Source organism: Rhizobium hidalgonense (genome assembly GCF_002914525.1).
Classification (GTDB): Bacteria; Pseudomonadota; Alphaproteobacteria; order Rhizobiales; family Rhizobiaceae; genus Rhizobium; species Rhizobium hidalgonense.
Genome location: NZ_LODW01000070.1, coordinates 244,525 through 263,097, shown reverse-complemented (window position 1 = coordinate 263,097; position 18,573 = coordinate 244,525). Strand labels below are relative to the sequence as shown.

The 18,573-nt window shown below is 61.7% G+C and carries 20 protein-coding genes; 15 read left to right on the top strand and 5 right to left on the bottom strand.

Annotated features, from left to right (window positions below):
* The first annotated feature begins 10 nt into the window (after positions 1–10).
* The 4 genes from ATY29_RS23510 to ATY29_RS23495 all read left to right on the top strand — a co-directional run bounded on the left by ATY29_RS23510 (position 11) and on the right by ATY29_RS23495 (position 3,251).
* Positions 11–712: a hypothetical protein gene (locus tag ATY29_RS23510; protein WP_097533165.1), complete on the top strand. Its 702-nt coding sequence runs from the start codon at positions 11–13 to the stop codon at positions 710–712.
* A gap of 118 nt (positions 713–830) precedes the next feature.
* Complete coding sequence (locus ATY29_RS23505) at positions 831–1,418, top strand: 5-formyltetrahydrofolate cyclo-ligase (RefSeq protein ID WP_003566353.1); 588 nt, start codon at positions 831–833, stop codon at positions 1,416–1,418.
* 3 nt (positions 1,419–1,421) lie between these two features.
* Positions 1,422–2,246 (top strand): TIGR00282 family metallophosphoesterase, encoded by an 825-nt coding sequence (locus ATY29_RS23500; RefSeq protein ID WP_003566355.1) that lies wholly within the window; start codon positions 1,422–1,424, stop codon positions 2,244–2,246.
* Between the two features lie 159 nt (positions 2,247–2,405).
* The gene (locus ATY29_RS23495) at positions 2,406–3,251 is read left to right on the top strand and encodes an MBL fold metallo-hydrolase (protein WP_097533164.1); all 846 of its coding nucleotides are present in this window, start codon (positions 2,406–2,408) and stop codon (positions 3,249–3,251) included.
* 30 nt (positions 3,252–3,281) lie between these two features.
* On the opposite strand, the gene ATY29_RS23490 is transcribed toward ATY29_RS23495, so the two are convergent.
* On the bottom strand, positions 3,282–3,785 hold the full coding sequence (locus ATY29_RS23490) for a pyridoxamine 5'-phosphate oxidase family protein (RefSeq protein ID WP_097533163.1): 504 nt from the start codon (positions 3,783–3,785) through the stop codon (positions 3,282–3,284).
* A gap of 290 nt (positions 3,786–4,075) precedes the next feature.
* Between ATY29_RS23490 and ATY29_RS37810 the strand changes: the two genes are divergently transcribed.
* Both ATY29_RS37810 and ATY29_RS23480 read left to right on the top strand, forming a co-directional pair.
* Entirely contained in the window at positions 4,076–4,348 is a 273-nt protein-coding gene (locus tag ATY29_RS37810; RefSeq protein WP_244597431.1) for a DUF6636 domain-containing protein, read from the top strand.
* 117 nt (positions 4,349–4,465) lie between these two features.
* Complete coding sequence (locus ATY29_RS23480; RefSeq protein ID WP_003566361.1) at positions 4,466–5,212, top strand: YebC/PmpR family DNA-binding transcriptional regulator; 747 nt, start codon at positions 4,466–4,468, stop codon at positions 5,210–5,212.
* Positions 5,213–5,285: 73 nt separating this feature from the next.
* Here the strand turns inward: ATY29_RS23480 and ATY29_RS23475 are convergent, their stop codons facing one another.
* Positions 5,286–6,287: an LLM class flavin-dependent oxidoreductase gene (locus ATY29_RS23475; protein ID WP_003566362.1), complete on the bottom strand. Its 1,002-nt coding sequence runs from the start codon at positions 6,285–6,287 to the stop codon at positions 5,286–5,288.
* A 123-nt stretch (positions 6,288–6,410) separates the two neighbouring features.
* Positions 6,411–8,726 carry a methyl-accepting chemotaxis protein gene (locus ATY29_RS23470; protein WP_003566363.1) on the bottom strand — a complete coding sequence of 772 codons (2,316 nt, stop codon included), beginning with the start codon at positions 8,724–8,726 and terminating at the stop codon, positions 6,411–6,413.
* Positions 8,727–8,968: 242 nt separating this feature from the next.
* Between ATY29_RS23470 and ruvC the strand changes: the two genes are divergently transcribed.
* The 8 genes from ruvC (at position 8,969) to ATY29_RS23430 (ending at position 13,974) form a co-directional block, all read left to right on the top strand.
* Positions 8,969–9,478, top strand: a complete 510-nt coding sequence (ruvC, locus tag ATY29_RS23465; protein ID WP_003566364.1) for a crossover junction endodeoxyribonuclease RuvC — start codon at positions 8,969–8,971, stop codon at positions 9,476–9,478.
* A gap of 56 nt (positions 9,479–9,534) precedes the next feature.
* On the top strand, positions 9,535–9,786 hold the full coding sequence (locus ATY29_RS23460; protein WP_003566365.1) for an AbrB/MazE/SpoVT family DNA-binding domain-containing protein: 252 nt from the start codon (positions 9,535–9,537) through the stop codon (positions 9,784–9,786).
* Positions 9,786–10,199: a type II toxin-antitoxin system VapC family toxin gene (locus ATY29_RS23455; protein WP_003566366.1), complete on the top strand. Its 414-nt coding sequence runs from the start codon at positions 9,786–9,788 to the stop codon at positions 10,197–10,199. Before ATY29_RS23460 ends, ATY29_RS23455 begins: the two co-directional genes overlap by 1 nt.
* 13 nt (positions 10,200–10,212) lie before the next feature.
* Positions 10,213–10,827, top strand: coding sequence for a Holliday junction branch migration protein RuvA (ruvA, locus tag ATY29_RS23450; protein ID WP_003566367.1), 615 nt, complete (start codon positions 10,213–10,215; stop codon positions 10,825–10,827).
* Positions 10,828–10,908: 81 nt separating this feature from the next.
* Positions 10,909–11,949 carry a Holliday junction branch migration DNA helicase RuvB gene (ruvB, locus tag ATY29_RS23445; RefSeq protein ID WP_025417001.1) on the top strand — a complete coding sequence of 347 codons (1,041 nt, stop codon included), beginning with the start codon at positions 10,909–10,911 and terminating at the stop codon, positions 11,947–11,949.
* Entirely contained in the window at positions 11,950–12,852 is a 903-nt protein-coding gene (locus ATY29_RS23440; RefSeq protein ID WP_003566369.1) for a metallophosphoesterase, read from the top strand.
* 6 nt (positions 12,853–12,858) lie between these two features.
* Complete coding sequence (locus ATY29_RS23435) at positions 12,859–13,371, top strand: NUDIX hydrolase (RefSeq protein WP_003566370.1); 513 nt, start codon at positions 12,859–12,861, stop codon at positions 13,369–13,371.
* Between the two features lie 39 nt (positions 13,372–13,410).
* Positions 13,411–13,974 (top strand): DinB family protein, encoded by a 564-nt coding sequence (locus ATY29_RS23430; RefSeq protein ID WP_003566371.1) that lies wholly within the window; start codon positions 13,411–13,413, stop codon positions 13,972–13,974.
* Here ATY29_RS23430 and ATY29_RS23425 read toward each other — a convergent pair.
* Together ATY29_RS23425 and mprF are read right to left on the bottom strand one after the other, a co-directional pair.
* A complete protein-coding gene (locus ATY29_RS23425; protein WP_097533162.1) occupies positions 13,971–15,353 on the bottom strand; it encodes a virulence factor family protein in 1,383 nt (460 codons plus the stop codon). The two genes, ATY29_RS23430 and ATY29_RS23425, sit on opposite strands and share 4 nt — an antisense overlap.
* Positions 15,350–17,953: a bifunctional lysylphosphatidylglycerol flippase/synthetase MprF gene (gene mprF, locus ATY29_RS23420; RefSeq protein WP_003566373.1), complete on the bottom strand. Its 2,604-nt coding sequence runs from the start codon at positions 17,951–17,953 to the stop codon at positions 15,350–15,352. The genes ATY29_RS23425 and mprF overlap by 4 nt, the downstream gene beginning before the upstream one ends.
* A gap of 237 nt (positions 17,954–18,190) precedes the next feature.
* Between mprF and ATY29_RS23415 the strand changes: the two genes are divergently transcribed.
* Complete coding sequence (locus tag ATY29_RS23415) at positions 18,191–18,568, top strand: DoxX family protein (protein WP_025417005.1); 378 nt, start codon at positions 18,191–18,193, stop codon at positions 18,566–18,568.
* Positions 18,569–18,573 lie beyond the last annotated feature (5 nt).

Genomic DNA, 18,573 nt, shown 5'->3' with positions numbered 1-18,573 from the left:
GGGATTGTCCATGCAGGTCGCAACCACGTCTGCCTCCGTCATCTTGCGCGCCACGTCTTCAGCAGCGGTCATATCTGCCGCGGGAAACGAGACTGATCAGGGGGTGCTGAAGCTGCAGCGCAGTACCCAGACGCTGCAGCAGATGCGGCAGACTTTGGCGAATTCCGGGGATGAAGCCAAGACGAAGGCGCAACGCAAGCTCGAAGAGGCAAAGCAGCAATTGGAGATGCTGCGCAGCTCCAATATGCCGCCCGAAGTGGTCGCCCGTCTGGCCGCCGAACTGGCGCGCAAGCTCGGCACCGCCGCCTCCGAATTCGCATCATCAGTCGCGACCGGCAGCTCGGCCGCCGTCGCGGTAGATGCGACCCCGGATGCAGCGGCGGCCGCAACGAGCGGCGCCGACGCTGCGCTGACAGATGCCTCGGGAGAAACCGAAACCGCGACCGGCTCCGAGGAACCGGACGCCGCCACCAGCGCCCGCAAGGCCTATCAGAGCGTCGCCGAGGATGCCCCGAAATTCTCGACCATTTCCGCCGATGATCGAGAAACGATGGAAGAGTTCAAGGCGGTGGTGCGCGAACTCAAGCAATTGCTCGAAAAGGCGATGCACGATCTGCGGCAGCACAACCGGCAGACCGGGGCGAATGCCGTTCCTGATATGGCAGCTTTCTCCACCGACACCGCGACAAGACCGACAAGCATCGTCGTCTGATCTTCGGCCGCATCCCGCGACAGGGCGTGAAATGGGCGCAGCGCCGTCGCATCCGGCATTTGCATCGGGCACCCAGCCGTCTATGCTCGCTCGAACCTTTCCATATCCGGCGGATCGAATGACCGTGAAAGAACTGAAAGCGCAGCTGCGCAACGAACGACTGTCGGCACGCGACGCCATTTCTCCCGAGAACCGCGCCTCCAAAAGTCTCGCAATGGCCGATCATGCCGGCGAGGCCGTGGGCTTTGCGCTGGGCACGATTGTCTCCGGCTTCCTGCCGATCCGTTCGGAAGCTGATCTCAGGCCGCTGATGGCGCGATTTGCCGTGCGCGGTGCACGGCTCTGCGTGCCGGCGATCCTCGATCGGCAGACCATCGTCTTTCGCGAACTGGCCGAGGGTGCGCCGCTTGTCGATACCGGTTTCGGCACGGTCGGCCCTGGGGCGGATGCCGCCATTCTCGATCCGGAAATCATGCTGGTGCCGCTTTCAGCCTTCGATATCAGAGGCCACCGCATCGGCTACGGCGCCGGCCATTACGACCGCGCCATCGACCGACTAAGGCAAAAAGGCCTGCATCCGAAGCTGATCGGCATTGCATTCGACTGCCAGGAAGTGGCACATGTGCCCGACGAGCCGCACGACATAAGCCTGGATGCCATCCTGACAGAAAGCGGCCTTCGCTTTTTTGCCTCTTGGATTGGATAGGGAATGCGGCTGCTTTTTCTGGGTGACATGGTCGGCAAGACGGGACGCACAGCGGTCTGGGACCGCCTTCCGGGCCTGATCTCCGACCTCAAGCTCGATTTCGTCGTCGTCAACGGCGAGAATGCCGCCGGCGGCTTCGGCATCACCGAAGACATCTTTCTGGAAACGATCAATGCCGGCGCCGATGTGGTGACGACGGGCAATCACGTCTGGGACCAGAAGGAAGCCGTGGCTTTTGCCGGGCGCCACGATCAATTCCTGCGGCCGGCCAACTATCCGCAAGGCACGCCCGGCCGCGGCTCCGGCCTGTTCTATGCCAGGAACGGTGCGCGTGTACTCGTTGCCAACGTCATGGGCCGGGTCTTCATGCACCCGGAGCTCGACGATCCCTTCAAATCGGCCGAGGTGATCCTGGACGCCTGCCCGCTGAAGGAGCAGGCCGATGCGATCATTTTTGATTTCCACGCTGAAGCGACCAGCGAAAAGCAGTGCTTCGGCCATTTCGTCGACGGCCGCGCCAGTTTCGTCGTGGGCACCCACACGCATGTGCCGACGGCCGACACGCAGATCCTGAACGGCGGAACCGCCTATATGTCGGATGCCGGCATGTGCGGCGATTACGATTCCTCCCTCGGCATGGACAAGGAGGAGCCGCTCAACCGCTTCATCTCCAAGATGCCAAAGGGCCGCATGGAAGCAGCAAACGGGCCCGCGACGATCTGCGGCGTCGGCGTGGAGATTTCCGATGCGACCGGACTGGCCGAAAAGATCGCGCCGCTCCGGCTCGGACCGCGGCTGGCCGAGACGGTGCCGGAGTTCTGGCGATAGGGCATGATGCCGAAAAGTGTGAGCGGTTTTCGGGTGACATCATGCTTTTCTAGACATCCGCGCAACACGCAATTGTGAGCATCCCCAGTCTGGACCGCTGCGACCTCATGCCGCATCCTCCCGCCGCCAATTCAAAGTGATGGAGCGCCGGAGGGTGGCATGAAGCCGCAATATCTTGTCCTCGCTATCGCATGCTTTGCAACCTTCGCTGCGCCAGTTCCCGCCGGAGCCCAGGAACAGCGAACGCCCGTCAGCCAGTGCCAGGCAATCGCGCAGAATATCCCCAAGGCAACCTTCGCAAGCTTTTCCGGCGCCGCCACCTTGACGCCCGCCGTCTCCGAGGGCGGGGACGTCAAATTGACCTTCCGCGGCCATTCCACCTTCGAGATCGAAACTCCTGGCGGCATCGTCATCGCGACAGACTATAACGGCTGGTACAGGCCGGCGACGATGCCCGACGTCGTGACCATGAACAAGGCGCACACGAGCCATTTTACCTTGGCGCCCGATCCTGAAATCAAGCATGTGCTGCATGGCTGGAGCGATGTTCCGGGCGAGAAGGCCGAAATCAAACTCGTCATCGGCGACGCCTATATCCGCAATGTCGCGACGGATATCCGCTTCAGTTATGGCCTCGGCGGCTCGCAGGAGAACGGCAATTCCATCTTCATTTTCGAAATCGCCGGCCTCTGCATCGGCCATCTCGGCCATCTGCATTATGAACTGACAGATGCCCACTATACCGAGATCGGCCGCCTCGACGCCGTCATGGTCCCGGTCGATGGCGGCCTGACCATGGGCGCCGACAGCATGAGCCGCGTCATCAAGCGGCTGCGCTCGTCGTTGATTCTGCCGATGCACCGGCGCGGCCCGCCGGTCGAGGCCTTCGTCTCGATGTTCGGCAAGGATTTCGACGTCGCCAACGCACCCGATGATAGCATCACCGTCTCGATGCGCACGCTGCCGAAAAAGCCGTTGATCTACGTACTGAAGGGTGTGCAGTAAAAAGGCCCGGTTACATCAGGGCATTGCGCATCAGGCAAACTGCAGATGACGCCTGATGCCGATATCCGGCGTCTTGTCATCATCGAGATTGGCCTTGGCGATCTCCCACCCGAATTTCAGGCTGTTGCCGGTGGAGACCCAGATCTCGGCATCGTCGACATGCAGGGAAAGCATGGTAAGCTTGGGATCCTTCTTGCCGCCGTCATACCAGGCAGCCACGATCGAATTCCAATATTCCTCGATTTTGGAAGGGTCAGGGCGCACTTCGATCACACCGGCAAGGCAGGCGTGATAGTCATGATCCTTGCCGACGAGGCAGAAATGCGCGCGGCTGCCGGGCTTTATGGCCCGCACGATCTCTGCATCGGTCTTGGTATAGAACCAGATCGTATTGGTTGTGGGGTCGGCATGCGGCGCCATCGGCTGCATGTGCATGTCCATCCCGGAAATTCCGAGCATGCCGGCATGAACATCGTTGACCTGATCCCAGAGCTGACGTGCTGGCTGTTCCTGCGCCTCGCTGAGACTTGCCATGACCGTTCCTTTCCGTTGGGTGGAGTTCCGTTGAAACGTCATCCTCCTGCCTTTGTTCCGTAGAGCCACGCCCGCTTTTCACAGCAGAGGAATATGCGATAGTGCGCCCCACCGGAGAGGATCACGATGCGAACGCGACATTCGATTCTTGCTTTGATATTTTGCGCAGCCTTTGCGCCCAGAGGCCTTGCGGCGGAAAAGACCTTCAAGCCCGACGAAAACGGCCACGTCGTCTTCGTCAGCCCACAAGAAATATAGGCTGCGTCTATACGCCAAAGGGCGGCGTCGAAATGTATGTTCCCGAAGACGGCGGGCCAGAGCTTGCCTGTGATCGTATCGAACCGCTCTATGTCCGCCTCATCCTCCTGCCGGCGAGCGGCAAGGCCTATATCTTCAAGATGGTCGGCGACACCGCCTGCTGCAGCGACGAGCATGTGCTCGACTATGGCGAGAGCTGGAAGGGCGGGCCTTATTCCTGCACCTCCGGCACGGAAGGGATGCGGTGCCGACGCCAGGACGGACATGGTTTCTTCGCTAGCCGCAAGCGGCTGACGGTTGATTGAGACAGGCGGCAGAACCCGTGCATCATCAAGCAAATCCACCGCTTTTTCCTTGAACGGGTGCCGTTTCGCTCTTATAAGGCGGCCCATTCCGAACAATGAGACGTGGACAGGGATGCCATGGCTGGCCATTCACAGTTTAAAAACATCATGCACCGCAAAGGCCGCCAGGACGCGGTGCGGTCGAAAATGTTCTCCAAGCTTGCTCGCGAAATTACCGTAGCCGCCAAGGCCGGCTTGCCCGACCCGATGATGAATGCCCGTCTTCGCCTGGCGATCCAGAACGCCAAGGCCCAGTCCATGCCGAAGGACAACATCGACCGCGCTATCAAGAAGGCAGCCGGCGCCGATGGCGAAAACTACGACGAAGTCCGCTACGAGGGTTACGGCCCCGGCGGCACGGCGATCATCGTTGAAGCTCTGACCGACAACCGCAACCGCACCGCCTCCAACGTCCGCTCGATCTTCACCAAGGCCGGCGGCGCTCTCGGCGAAACCGGTTCCGTTTCCTTCTCCTTCGACCATGTCGGCGAAATCACCTACAAGCTTTCCGTTGGCGACGCCGACAAGGTGATGGAAGCCGCGATCGAAGCCGGCGCCGACGATGTTGAGACCGACGAAGAGGGCCATTACATCACCTGTGGCTTTGAGGCTCTCGGCGAAGTATCGAAAGCCCTGGAATCGAGCCTCGGCGAAGCCGAAACCGTCAAGGCCGTCTGGCGCGCCCAGAACAATGTGCCGGTGGACGAGGAAAAGGCCCAGTCGCTAATGAAGCTCATTGACAGCCTGGAAGACGATGACGACGTGCAGAACGTCTATTCGAACTTCGAGGTCTCGGAAGAAGTGCTGGCCAAGCTCTCGGCCTGATTCTCTTTAAACGATCGCCAATGGAAACCCGGCCGTGACGCCGGGTTTCCATTGGCGATCGTGGCTTTTCGACCTATGCCGCCGCCCGCATGAAGCTTCCCAACCCGGCAAACAGTTCCACCGACCTCAGTCGTACCTCGATATCATGGATCGGCATCGAGATGATCACCTCGTCGGCCTGCGTTTCCTCGAGAAACGCAGTCAGTTTCGCCTCCGCCGTCTGCGGCGACCCGACCACGGCGTAACGCAGCGTATGTTCGACGTTCATCTTTTCCATCGGCGACCAGAAATTTTCCATATCGGCCACCGGGCGCGGGAACGGGCCGCGGACATTGCGGCGCAAGTTGACGAACTGCTGCTCGGCGGAGGTGAAATGATAGCGCGCGTCATCATCCGTCGCCGCCACCGCGCCCATGACCCCGACCATCACATAGGGCTTGTCGAGTGTCGCCGAGGGCTGGAAGCGGTCGCGGTAGATCGCAATCGCATCGAGCAGCATGTCGGGCGCGAAATGTGAGGCGAAGGCATAGGGAAGCCCAAGCATGGCGGCGAGCTGGGCACTGTAGAGGCTGGAGCCGAGCAGCCAGATCGGGATATGCGATGAATTGCCGGGAACCGCGAGGATTGCCTGGTTTTCGACCGGCGTATCGAGCAGTTGCTGCAATTCCACTACGTCGTTCGGAAAGCTGTTTGCACCAGCCTCGAGATTGCGCCGCAGCGCCTGTGCCGTGCGCATGTCCGTTCCCGGCGCCCGCCCGAGGCCGAGATCGACACGGCCGGGGAAGAGCGCCTCCAGCGTGCCGAACTGCTCGGCGATGACGAGCGGCGAATGATTGGGCAGCATGATACCCCCGGAGCCGATGCGGATGCGCGTTGTCGCGGCCCCGACATGGCCGATGACGACTGATGTGGCGGCACTGGCGATCCCCGGCATGCCGTGATGTTCGGCGAGCCAGAAGCGCTTGTAACCGAATTCCTCGGCCTTCTTGGCCATTCGCGCCGAACTCTCGAGCGACTGGCGCACGCTGCTGCCTTCGGCAACGGGGGAAAGGTCGAGTATGGAGAAGGGAACCATGGGAAACCTGCCGGCCAGTGAAAGATGCAGCCTATGTAGGTTCGCGCTCGCACCATTCCAAACCGAGCGCGCAAAGAAAAAGGGCCGCGCGAACGCGACCCCTTGCAATGCTACGGGCGGTGGCTACCGGTGACGGCGCATCACATGCACCTCGGCGCTCGGCTGGTGGTGGCCGGGGGGCAGCGTGAAATTGCCGAGCTGGCGGTCCATTTCCAGGGCTTCCGTCGCCAGCCGGTGGATCGCCGCCGTTGTCTCCTCGACCATCGAGGCATTCTGCTGCGTCATCGCGTCGAGCTCGGCGACGGCGCTGTTGATTTCGCGCAGTGTATTGGCTTCCTCACGGGTCGCACCCATGATGTCGTTGATCTGTCCGTTGATCGCCTCGACATGGGCGCCGATGCCGGTCAGCGCAACGCCGGCCCTTTCCACAAGCGACACGCCGCTTTCGACCTCATGCGTCGATTTCTGCAGCAGGCTGGAGATCTCCTTGGCCGCGCTCGACGAGCGCTGAGCGAGTTCGCGCACTTCCATCGCGACGACGGCGAAGCCCTTGCCCGATTCACCGGCGCGCGCCGCCTCGACGCCGGCATTGAGTGCCAGGAGGTTGGTCTGGAAGGCGATGTCGTCGATAACAGAGATGATCGTGTTGATCTGGCGCGAAGAGGTCTGGATCGCCTCCATCGCTGCGATCGTCTCGCGCATGATCTGGCCGGACCCGGTCGTCTCCTTCTTGGCGTCGCGGGCGATGCGCTCGGCCTGTTCGGCCCGCTCGATCTGCCGGCGGACGGACTGGGTGATGGCGCTGATCGCATTCGCCGTCTCGGTGATCGAGCCGGCCTGACGCTCGGTGCGGCCGGCAAGCTCGTCTGCGCCGGTGCGCATCTCCTCGGATCCGGCCCGCACCGCCATCGAGTTGCCGCCGATGGCCGTCATCGTTTCGCTCAGCGTCGCCAGCGCCTCGTTGAAATTGATGCGCAGGCTTTCCAGCTCGTTCGGGAAGCGCCTATCGATCTGGTAGGCGAGATCGCCGCTCGCCAGATGATGCAGGCCCTCATCGATCGCCTCGACCACCTGCTGCAACGTCTTCGCCTCGGCCTCGCGCTCGGCCAGATTCTGCTGGCGATCCTGCTCGGCCTGCAGGCGCGTCTCTTCGCTGACGGCTTCCAGTTCGCGGCTTTCGATCAGCGACTGCTTGAAGCGGGCAAGCGCATTCGCCATCGTGCCGATCTCGTCCTTGCGGTTCAGGCTGCCGATCTCGCTGTCGAGCTTGCCGCCGGCGACGTCGCGGGTGACCCCGGCGAGCCGCGCCAGCGGCGAGAACAGGAGATTGGTGACGAGGCCGGTGGCGACCGCCATGACGACGAGCACGCCGATGCCGATCATCGTTAGCAAAGTGGCGATCTCGATCGAGCCGGCATTGAGTTCGCTCAAGAGCACGCTCTCGACCACGAGGAAACGGTCGCCACGATAGTCGATGCCACGGACATAGGCGCGCGCCTGCCCATCCGCCCTGCCGAAATCGGCAACCGTCATCGCCGAACTGGCCAGCGCGTCCTTGATGAAGGCGAAAGGAGTCGCATCGAGCGTCGCAAGCCTGCCGTTCGCGTCGAGCCCGACAGCCGACCCATCGCCGGAAACAATCGCCGCCCGCGCCGTGCTGCCCTGGACGATGCCTTTCGCAAGGATGCTGGTGACGATGTCGTCGCGCACCTTGAAGAGAAAGATGCCCTTGGCTGCGCCGAGCTTGACGATCGGCACCGCATAGAAGATCGCCGACTTGCCGCTGGTGGCATCGACGCGAAGGCCGGAGAAACCTGTCGGTGCGGCGTCATCCGTCGCCTTGGCGGTATTCTCGACCGCTTTGGCGAAAGCGATACCGGCGCCGGTTGCCTTCCAGGTGTCCGTCTTTAGATTCTCGGCGAAGTCGTCCTGCTTCTTGTAGGAATAGAGGACGGTGCCGTCGAGATCGGCGATCAGCAGATCGCTGAAGGCGGTATCCGCGAGATCGCGGGCGACTTCCCCCTGCGTCTTCTCGTGGTTCGAATAATAAAAGCCGCTCGGCCCTTCCGGCTTCATCAGCTTCTCGCGCTGATCGGCCGGGTTGGGATTGTCGGAGATGAATACCTTCTTCAACTCGGCGCGGGCATCGCCGGAGGTCTTCTCGATCGTCTTCCAACCGCTTTTCAGGCTGGTGATCGACATCTGCAGCGCCTCTATGCGCGCAATCGACGTCGCCTGGTTTTCAAGCTGCGTCAGCTGATCCTGCAGCATGTCGCCGCGAAAAATCAGCACGCTCTCCTTGGCTTTCAGCGCCTGCTCGTCGGAAATCCGGCTGCTGGCGAAATAGGCAAGCACGTCGATCACCGCGATCGACAGCACAGTCAGCAGAATGAAAGTGGCAATGACCTTGAAGGACAGGGATTGAAATCTCTGTGCCATGTACAACTAACCCCTTCTGAACACGCCTGCCGGCGTGGGCACGCAGCGCATGCCTGATCGACCGATCTTAAACAGAACATCGGGGGCTTATCTCCTTGCGACACGAGACCCCCTTCGTATTTGACACTAGAATTCAAGCATCTGTTTTAATTCGCGGTAAATGGCGCGACCTAAAACCAGGAGTGTTTTTGTTTTGTTCACATATCGATGGCAGTTATTTCGCAATCGCTATAGGTTGAACCATGCAAAATACGATTCGCATCGTCGGCATCGATCCCGGACTTCGCCGCACCGGCTGGGGAGTCATCGACACACTTGGCAATTCCCTGCGGTTTGTCGCCTCCGGCACCGTCACCTCCGATGGAGACATGGACCTTGCCTCCCGCCTCTGCCAACTGCATGATGGCCTGGCGGAGGTCGTCCACGCTTACAAGCCGGATGAAGCCGCCGTCGAACAGACCTTCGTCAACAAGGACGCAGTCGCGACCCTGAAGCTTGGCCAGGCCCGCGGCATCGCCATGCTGGTGCCGGCGCGCGCCGGACTGCGGGTCTCCGAATATGCCCCGAACGCCGTAAAAAAGGCCGTCATCGGCGTCGGCCACGGCGAAAAACACCAGATTCACATGATGTTGAAAATCCTGATGCCGAAGGTTGAATTCAAAGGCGACGACGCCGCCGACGCCCTGGCGATCGCCATTTGCCATGCGCATAATCGCGGCAGCAACCGGATGCGAGAGGCGCTGGCCGGCTAATCTGTTCTTGACTTGTTCCGATAGTAAGGATAATTCTTACTTCGAAGGAGCAGCAAATGCGCGTCACGTCCAAAGGCCAGGTCACCATTCCTCGCGATCTCAGAGAGCTTGCCGGCATCGAGGCCAACAGCGAGGTCATCTTCTCGATCGAGAACGGCAAGCTCGTTCTCTCGCCGAAGAACGGCAAGCAGGAGATCGAGGATCGGGGCCGGCTGGACCGCTTCCTACAGACGATCCGTCGTCTCGAAGGAACCGGCGATCAGGCGATCGATGCCGAAGACCTCATGTCGATGACCCGTGACCGCTGATGGCGACGCTTGTCGATACAAACGTACTCGTCGATCTAGCTGTGACTGGTTCGGACTGGCATGGGTGGTCGCGTCGGAAAATGCTCGACGTCTTCAGAGATGGGCCAGTGCTGATAAACCCGATCATCTATTCCGAATTTTCCGTTCGCTACGACGATATGGACGAAGTTGACCAACTGCTTCCGCAGGATGAATTCCGCCGCGAGAACCTGCCTTGGCCGGCCGCCTTTGCCGCCGCTCAAGCCTTCCGGATTTATCGTCGCGCCGGCGGAGGACGCGAACGGATATTGCCCGACTTCCTCATCGGCGCCCATGCGGCGATCAGGGGCTACAAAATTTTGACCCGCGACCCCAGCGGATACCGCTCTTATTTTCCCGCCGTTGAACTTATCACGCCCGAAACCCACCCTTGAGAGACCGCGCCCCATGATCGGCAAGCTGAAAGGCACCATAGATGAGATCGGCGAAGACTATGTGCTCGTCGATGTGCACGGCGTCTGCTACGTCGCCCATTGCTCGGCCCGCACCCTGTCCAAGCTCGGCTCGGCCGGGGAGGCCTGCGTGCTGTTCATCGAGACCTATGTGCGCGAGGACCAGCTGAAGCTCTTCGGCTTCATGACCGCACTCGAGCGGGAATGGTTCAACCTGTTGCAAAGCGTCCAGGGCGTCGGCGCCAAGGTGGCGCTTGCAGTGCTCTCGACATTGACGCCGGGCGAACTCGCCAATGCGATCGCCCTGCAGGACCGCACCGCCGTCTCCCGCGCGCCGGGCGTCGGCCCGAAAGTGGCAATGCGCCTGGTCACGGAACTGAAGAACCGGGCGCCGGCCTTTGCCGGGGAAGCGATCAATATCGCCCTCAAGCAGGAGCTCGGCGAAGGTGTCGCCGCTGCACCGGTTGCCGATGCGGTGTCCGCTCTGACCAACCTCGGCTATAGCAGAGATCAGGCGGCAAATGCCGTTGCCGCTGCGATGAAAACAGCCGGTGACGGTGCCGATAGCGCCAAGCTGATCCGCTTGGGATTGAAGGAGCTGGCGCGGTGAACGCCGGAAACCAATGTATGGATGTCGAGGCAGCCGACTTTTGGTGTATTGCTGTAACAGGTTTCAAAACGGAATGAGAGCATGAGCGAACCCGCCCGCCTGATATCGCCGGAAAAGCGGGGCGAAGATCTCGACATCACGCTGCGCCCGCAGTCGCTGGACGAGTTCACCGGCCAGGCGGAAGCGCGCGCCAATCTCAAGGTCTTCATCGAGGCGGCGAAAAACCGCGGCGAGGCGCTGGACCATGTGCTCTTCGTTGGGCCGCCCGGCCTCGGCAAGACGACGCTGGCACAGATCATGGCGAAGGAACTTGGGGTCAACTTCCGCTCGACGTCGGGCCCTGTGATCGCCAAGGCCGGCGATCTCGCCGCGCTGCTCACCAATCTCGAGGAGCGCGACGTGCTCTTCATCGACGAGATCCACCGCCTCAATCCGGCCGTCGAGGAAATCCTCTATCCGGCCATGGAAGATTTCCAGCTCGACCTGATCATCGGCGAAGGCCCTGCCGCGCGCTCGGTGAAAATCGATCTGTCGAAATTCACCCTGGTGGCGGCCACCACCCGCCTCGGCCTGCTGACGACGCCGCTGCGTGACCGCTTCGGCATCCCGGTGCGTCTGAGCTTCTATACCGTCGAGGAGCTGGAACTGATCGTGCGCCGCGGCGCCCGGCTGATGAACCTGCCGATAACCGAGGAGGGCGCCCGCGAGATCGCAAGACGCGCCCGCGGCACTCCGCGCATCGCCGGCCGGCTGTTGCGGCGCGTGCGCGATTTCGCCGAGGTGGCAAGGGCCGAGGCCGTCACCCGCGAGATCGCCGACGAGGCGCTGACCCGCTTGTTGGTCGACAATGTCGGCTTCGACCAGCTCGACAAACGTTATCTCAACATGATCGCCGTCAATTTCGGCGGCGGCCCGGTCGGCATCGAAACCATCGCCGCCGGCCTGTCCGAACCGCGCGACGCGATCGAGGACATTATCGAGCCTTACATGATCCAGCAGGGTTTCATTCAGCGCACGCCGCGCGGTCGCGTTCTGACCGCAATCGCGTGGAAACATCTCGGAATGCAACCGCCCAAGGAGATGGAGGCGGCGCAGTTCCGGCTGTTCCAGGAGGACGACTGAGTGATCACCCGCCGCGGATTTTTCAAGGTTCTTGGCGGCGGTATCGCAGGCGTCATGGCGCTCGGCGGTTATGCCTTCGCCTATGAACCGCTGGCGCGGCTCGGCATCGCCCGCTACCGGCTGACGCCGCCGGGATGGACGCCGGGACTGAAGCTCCGCGTCGTGGCGCTCGCCGATATCCATGCCTGCGAACCCTGGATGTCGGCAAGTCGCATTGCCTCGATCTGCCACAGGGCCAATGAACTCGAAGGCGATGTCACCGTCCTGCTTGGCGATTACGCCGCCGGCATGAACATGGTGACGCAATATGTGCATTCGAGCCAATGGTCGAAGGCGCTGGCCACCCTGCAGGCCCCGCTCGGCGTCCATGCGATCATGGGCAACCACGACTGGTGGGAAGACAGGACTGCCCAGAAGAACGGCGGAATGGAAACTTTCGGGCACCGGGCGCTCGCCGACGTCGGAATCCCGGTCTATGGCAACCGCGCCGTTCGGCTCGAAAAGGATGGCCGCGGCTTCTGGCTCGCAGGCCTCGAAGATCAGTTGGCGCTGTTGCCTGGCAGGAAGTGGGGCCGCACCCGTATGCTGGGCCTCGACGATCTCGATGGAACGCTGGCTCAAGTGACCGACGATGCGCCCGTCATCCTGCTTGCCCATGAACCCGACATCTTTCCGCGTGTGCCCGAGCGCGTCTCGCTGACGCTGTCGGGCCACACCCATGGCGGACAAATCCGCTTCCTCGGCCGTTCGCCGATCGTCCCCTCGCGTTACGGCAATCGCTACGCCTATGGCCATATTGTCGAGGAGGGGCGTAACATCATCGTCTCCGGCGGTCTCGGCTGCTCCATCGCACCGGTGCGCTTCGGCGTCCCGCCGGAAATCGTCGTGATCGATCTTGGATAGAACATCATGAGCAAGCGCACTCTCATCCGCCTGACTGCGGGCGCTGAGCGTTTCAACTATCGCATCGCCGGCCTCGGCTTTCGTGATGGCCACGTGCTCGTTCACCGCGCCGTGCATGAACCCTTCTGGACCTTTCCGGGCGGCAGGGCGGAAATCGGCGAGACGTCGGAGGAAACGCTGAAACGGGAAATGGTCGAGGAATTGGGCGTCGAGGTCACCGTCACCCGCCTGCTTTGGGTCGTCGAGAACTTTTTCCATTTCGAACAGCGCGACTGGCATGAGCTCGGCTTCTATTATCTGATGGAGATCCCGCCGGAATTCCCCTTCGAGCCACACGAAATCATCCATCGCGTCGAAGACGGCGACAACCATCTCGAATTCAAATGGGTGCTCGCGACGCGCGAGGCCCTGACCGCACTCGACATCCCGCCCTATTTCATCGCCGGAGAGATCGAGACCCTGCCCGCAGCACCCCGTCATCTCGTCTGGCGCGACGGCAATCTCGACGACGAGGACTGACGCAACCATTCCAGCAGCGCGCGAAGAGGAGATACGCCGATGCCGACCTTCGATCCCGCCCGGTCATTCCGCAAGCTCGCCTATAACAACGCTCTTGCCAACCACCGTCTGCTTCAGGCTTGCGCGGCATTGAAGCCCGGTGAATTCGAAGCGCCGCGCACGAGCTTCTTCCCCTCGATCAAGGAAACCTTGAATCACATCATCACGGTCGACTGGTTTTATGTCGATGGCCTGGAAGGCGGCACCCTCGGGTTCCAGGCCTTCGAGATCGATGAACCGTTCGACGATGTTTTATCGCTGACGCAAGCGCAGGCCAAAGTCGATCAGCGCCTGACAGCGCTTTGCGAGGCGCTGACGCCGGAGAAACTCACCTCGACCGTCAGCCTCCATCGCGGTGCTCGCATCCAGCAGGAGCGGATGGACGACGTCCTTGCCCACCTCTTCCAGCACCAGACCCACCATCGCGGCCAGGTGCATGCAATGCTCGCCGGCACCAGCGTCGCCCCGCCGCAGCTGGACGAATTCATCGTTGCGGACGATGGCCGGTTTCGCGGCAGCGAACTCGCCGATCTCGGCTGGAGCGAAGAAACCCTGATGCATTAATCCTGCAGCCGCCTTTTCAGCCCGTCGATGATCGTCTTGGTGAGCAGATCATAATTCTCGTCGAAGTGATGGTCGCCGGGCAGTTGGACGACCTCGGCGCCGCTATCCTTCACCGCCGGACAGGCAACATCGTCATCGTCGTCCTTGCCGTAGATGCATTGCACGAGTTTCGGATCGATATTCTTCAGATCGGCGACGGGATCGCCTCCAGCCCCTTCCGTCTTCTGGCCAAGCCAGCCGAGAACGGAGATGACGTAATCGACCTGGTGCGAGAGCGACAGTAGCGACAATTGCGCCACCGCCGACTTTTCGGCCGGCTTGAGGAGCTGATAGGTGGCGGGCACGACGTCGGCGCCGAAGGAATATCCGACGAGCAGCACATGCTTCACCTTCCACTGCTTGCGGTAGAAATCGATGATCTTCGAAAGATCGGCGGCGGTCTCATCCGGCTTGCGCTCCGACCAGAAATAGTGAAGCGAATCGACGCCGACGACCGGAATGCCTTCCTTCTGCAACGTGGCACCGACCTCCTTGTCGATGTCGCGCCAGCCGCCATCGCCGGAATAGATCACCGCCATCGTATCGAGGGCGGGGGTCGCCTCCAGGATCGCCAGCGGCAGGCCGAGCGGATTGCCGAAGGCGCCGGAGGCGGTGACAAGATCATCGAGCGTGTCGCCAAACACCGTTTGCGCATCGTCGGTGGAATCGCGGATCTCGATCGTAGAATGGATCTTCTTTAGCGCTTCGGCATGCGCCCTGCCATCCTTGTCGGCCTTGGGCGTGAAGTCGGTGACGATCGGATCCGGCAAAGCGCCGTCGCTGAGGCCGTACATGAGGCGTTGACCGACCACCTTTTTGGCAGCCGGCGTGCAAAGCTCCTGGGCAAGCGGAATGCCGGCGACCGGATCGACGGCAAGCGTCTGGCCGATCGTCGCATCCGGCGTCTGGGCGGCGATCGCCAGTGCCAAGGCTCCGCCCTCGCCGATGCCGGCAACGATCGGCAGGTGATAGGCATTGTTGCCGGTCGCGCGCTGCACCTGCTGGCTCAGCGATTCGATGTCCGAAACCATATAGACGCAGCCGTCATTGAGGCTGACATCGTAGCGGCTGAGCGCCTGGATATAGGAGGGAAAGTCGACGCCGATGACGACGGCGCCTTCGGCGACCAGCCTGTCGGCTTCGGCTTTCTCAAAGTCACCCCAGCCGGCCGCATCCGAGATCAGCATCACGGTGCCCTTCACCTCCCCTTCCGGCAGGAAGATGTGCGGCGACGGGATAAGCCCGCTTTCGAAGGTCTGGGTGGTTTCCTCGGCGGCATTAGCCGGTGCGACCGCAAGCATGCAGGCGCATGCCGTGGCAAGAAGGATTGTCTTGATCATTTTCTCACTACCCCTTTCAATCCGCCCCCGATCAGAAATGTCGCGTCCATCAACGCGATCATCGGATTGCCCCCTCCGGAGACCGCAAGATAACGCGGTTGCCAGTGCGGATGAAACTTGGATTTGAATGCCCGAAGGCCTTTGAAGTTGTAGAAGCGCTCGCCGTGTTCGAAGACGGTGCTGCCGATGCGGTCCCAGACGGGAGCCGCCTCGCGTTTCGACATGCCGGAGAGAGGCGCCATGCCGAGATTGAAGTGGGTGAAGCCCTGACCGCGCAGATACTCCATGATCTGCACGAAGAGAAAGTCCATCGAGCCTTTCGGCGCCTCCGGCGAGAAGCGCATGAGATCGATCGTGCCCTCCTCCCTGGACTCCGTGACCAGGATATTGGCGAAAGCGACGATTCTGCCATCCTTTTTCAGGATGCCGACCGGCTGGGAGCAGACGTAATCGGCATCGAAGGCGCCGAGCGAAAAGCCCTTTTCCTTGGCGTTGTGATGCTCGAGCCAGGCCGTGGAAACGGCGGCGAGATCATCGATGACCGAGGGCACTTGCTCCGGTTCGACGACGGCAAATTCCAGCCCGTCGCGCTGGGCGCGGCTCGCGGTCTGGCGAAGGTTCGCCCATTTGCCGCCCTTCATTTCGAAGGTTCTAAGATCGGTCACCGCCAGTTCGCCCAGCTTGAAGGCGCGGAGGCCGGCATCGGCGCAATGGGAAAGCAGCGACGGCGAGATCTGATAGAACACGGCCCGGCAGCCGGCAGCCCGCGCCGCTTCGACGAAACGCCAGACGAGCTCCTGCACGGCGCGATGTTCGCCGACCGGGTCGAACAGTGCGATCCAGGACCGGCCCTGCCGGCCGTACATGATGAAGGCGTCACCCTTTTCCGAGAACATGATGCTTTTGTCGCCCATGCGCACCAGATTGGCGTCGGCATTGCCCTGCTTGCCGACGATCTCGACGGCACGCGCCAGCGCCTCCTCCGTTGCCGGTTCCGGCCGGAAGGCGGCCGGCCGCAGCAGACTGAAGACGGCAATCGCCGACGAGATGATGGTAATTCCGAGCACGGCGCGTAAGCCTCGCGGCGCTTCGGCGGTGAACTCGAACTGCCACCAGAGTTGGTTGCTGTATTCGACATCGCGATAGACGAAGAGCAGGATGACGACGGCGCCGACGACGATGACGGCGATCGCCATCAGCCAGGACGCCGTCAGCGCCTGATTGAGCAGCGAGGCATGGCGGGTAAAGAGCCGCCGGCTGACGAAGAGCCCGAAGATGAGGAAGGCGAGAAAGGCGGCTTCGACGAGCGCGATCGCCTTCAACAGCGACAAGGTCAGCGCCGCGACGGCCGAGAACACCGCCACCCACCAGGCGCCGTCGAGCCGCTGGCCGAGGCCGCGCGCAGCGACAACCAGCGCGAGCCCAAGCAGGCTGGAAAGGAAATGCGCCCCTTCGACCATCGGCAGCGGCAGGTAGTTAGAGAGGAATTCGAGGTTCTGGTCCGGTGTCGGCGTGACGCTCGAAAAGATCAGCATGACGCCGAGCAGCAGGGCGAGAGCCGACAGCAGCTGCGGCATCAGCCTTCCGCCGATGCGCCGCACGCTGGAGGCGGCCGGATGGTCGACGAAACGGCGCAGCTCCGTCGCCGAGACGGCGAGCACGGCGAGCAGCAGCGGCAGCACATGGTAGATCAGCCGGTAGAGCACCAGTGATCCGAGCACGGCATCGATGTTCACCGCGCTGCCGAGCGAGGCGATGATCACGGTCTCGAACACGCCGAGCCCGGCCGGAACGTGGCTGAGCACGCCGAGACCGACGGCGATCGCATAGACGGCAAGGAAGACCGGCCAGCCGATTGCCGTCTGCGGCAGCAGCACGTAGAGCACGGACGCCGAGGCGGCGATATCGAAGGCGGTGACGAGGAACTGCCGCGACCAGGTGCGCGAATCTGGCAGGCGGATTGCCACGGGGCCGAGATCGAGCACGCGCCCGTCACGGCCGATGATCATCACCGCACCCAGAATGGCGACGATTGAACCGGCGATCAACCGCAGCAGGAAGGCGCTGACGCCGATCAGCGGGCCGATCTCGTCGGCGATGATGATGAGGGCGATTGCCCCAACTCCCGCAAGCCCGAGACCGAAGGATAGTGTGACGAAGGCGATGATGCGGCCAATATCTTCCGGCGAGAGCCCGAGGCGCGTATAGGCGCGGTAGCGGATCGCACCGCCCGAAAGCGCCCCGAAGCCGGCGGTATTGCCGACAGCATAGGCGCTGAACGCCGTCAGCGCCACATGCGGAAAGGGCAGCTTCTTGCCGATATATTCTATGGCGTTGAGATCGTAGAAGACCAGCGAGAGGAAACTGAGTGCGGTGAAGAACAGCGCAAGCAGGATGGCGCTTGGCCTGGTCGCCGCCAGCGCATCGACAACATCGTCATAGCGCACTTCGTTGGTGAGCTGCATAATCGCATAACCGACGAGGCAGAAGATGACGAGTGTCACCGCGGCTGTCAGCGGTGTTCTGTAACGTCTGAATAACCCGCGAAACGAAAATCCGTCCGCGTCTTCCATTTCTTTCAAATTGTCGTGGCCCGACATCTCTTATCCTGCTGCAATTGCCAGCTCGGCGGGAATCATTTTTGAAAGACGTAACATGAGAGGCATGCAAGCTCTATGAAGACATGCCGCCGCAACCCCAGCCCGCCGCTTGGGCCTCCATCACCCTCAATTGGGGCGAATTTGCGCAGGCGAGCGTCACGGCGCATTGCATTTTCGTAAGCTTCGGACGAGCTTTGTCCGCGACGGCGATTCTGAGACGCAGGAGAGTGGTTGGATATGCAGGATGGTCCCGGCCTGATGATGATCGTCCTCGGCCGTCTTTTGCTGGGCGGTCTCTATGTCGCTGGCGGCATTCATCATTTTTTCGTCATCGTGCCACTGACCGACGCAATCGAGGCCCGCGGGATCCCGTTGGCGAAATGGGTGCTGCTCTCCGGCAGCCTGTTCCAGATCCTTGCCGGCACGCTGCTGATGCTGGGGCTCTTCGTCACGGCAGCGGCATTCGGTCTCATCGTCTTCACCCTTGCCGCTACGGTCATGCTGCTGAATTTCTGGGATATGCAGGGAACGGCCCGCGAAAGCGCGATCAATACCTGGAAAACCAACATGGCGATTATCGGCGGCCTGCTGATAACAGCCGCCGGCCCGATGTGACCCGC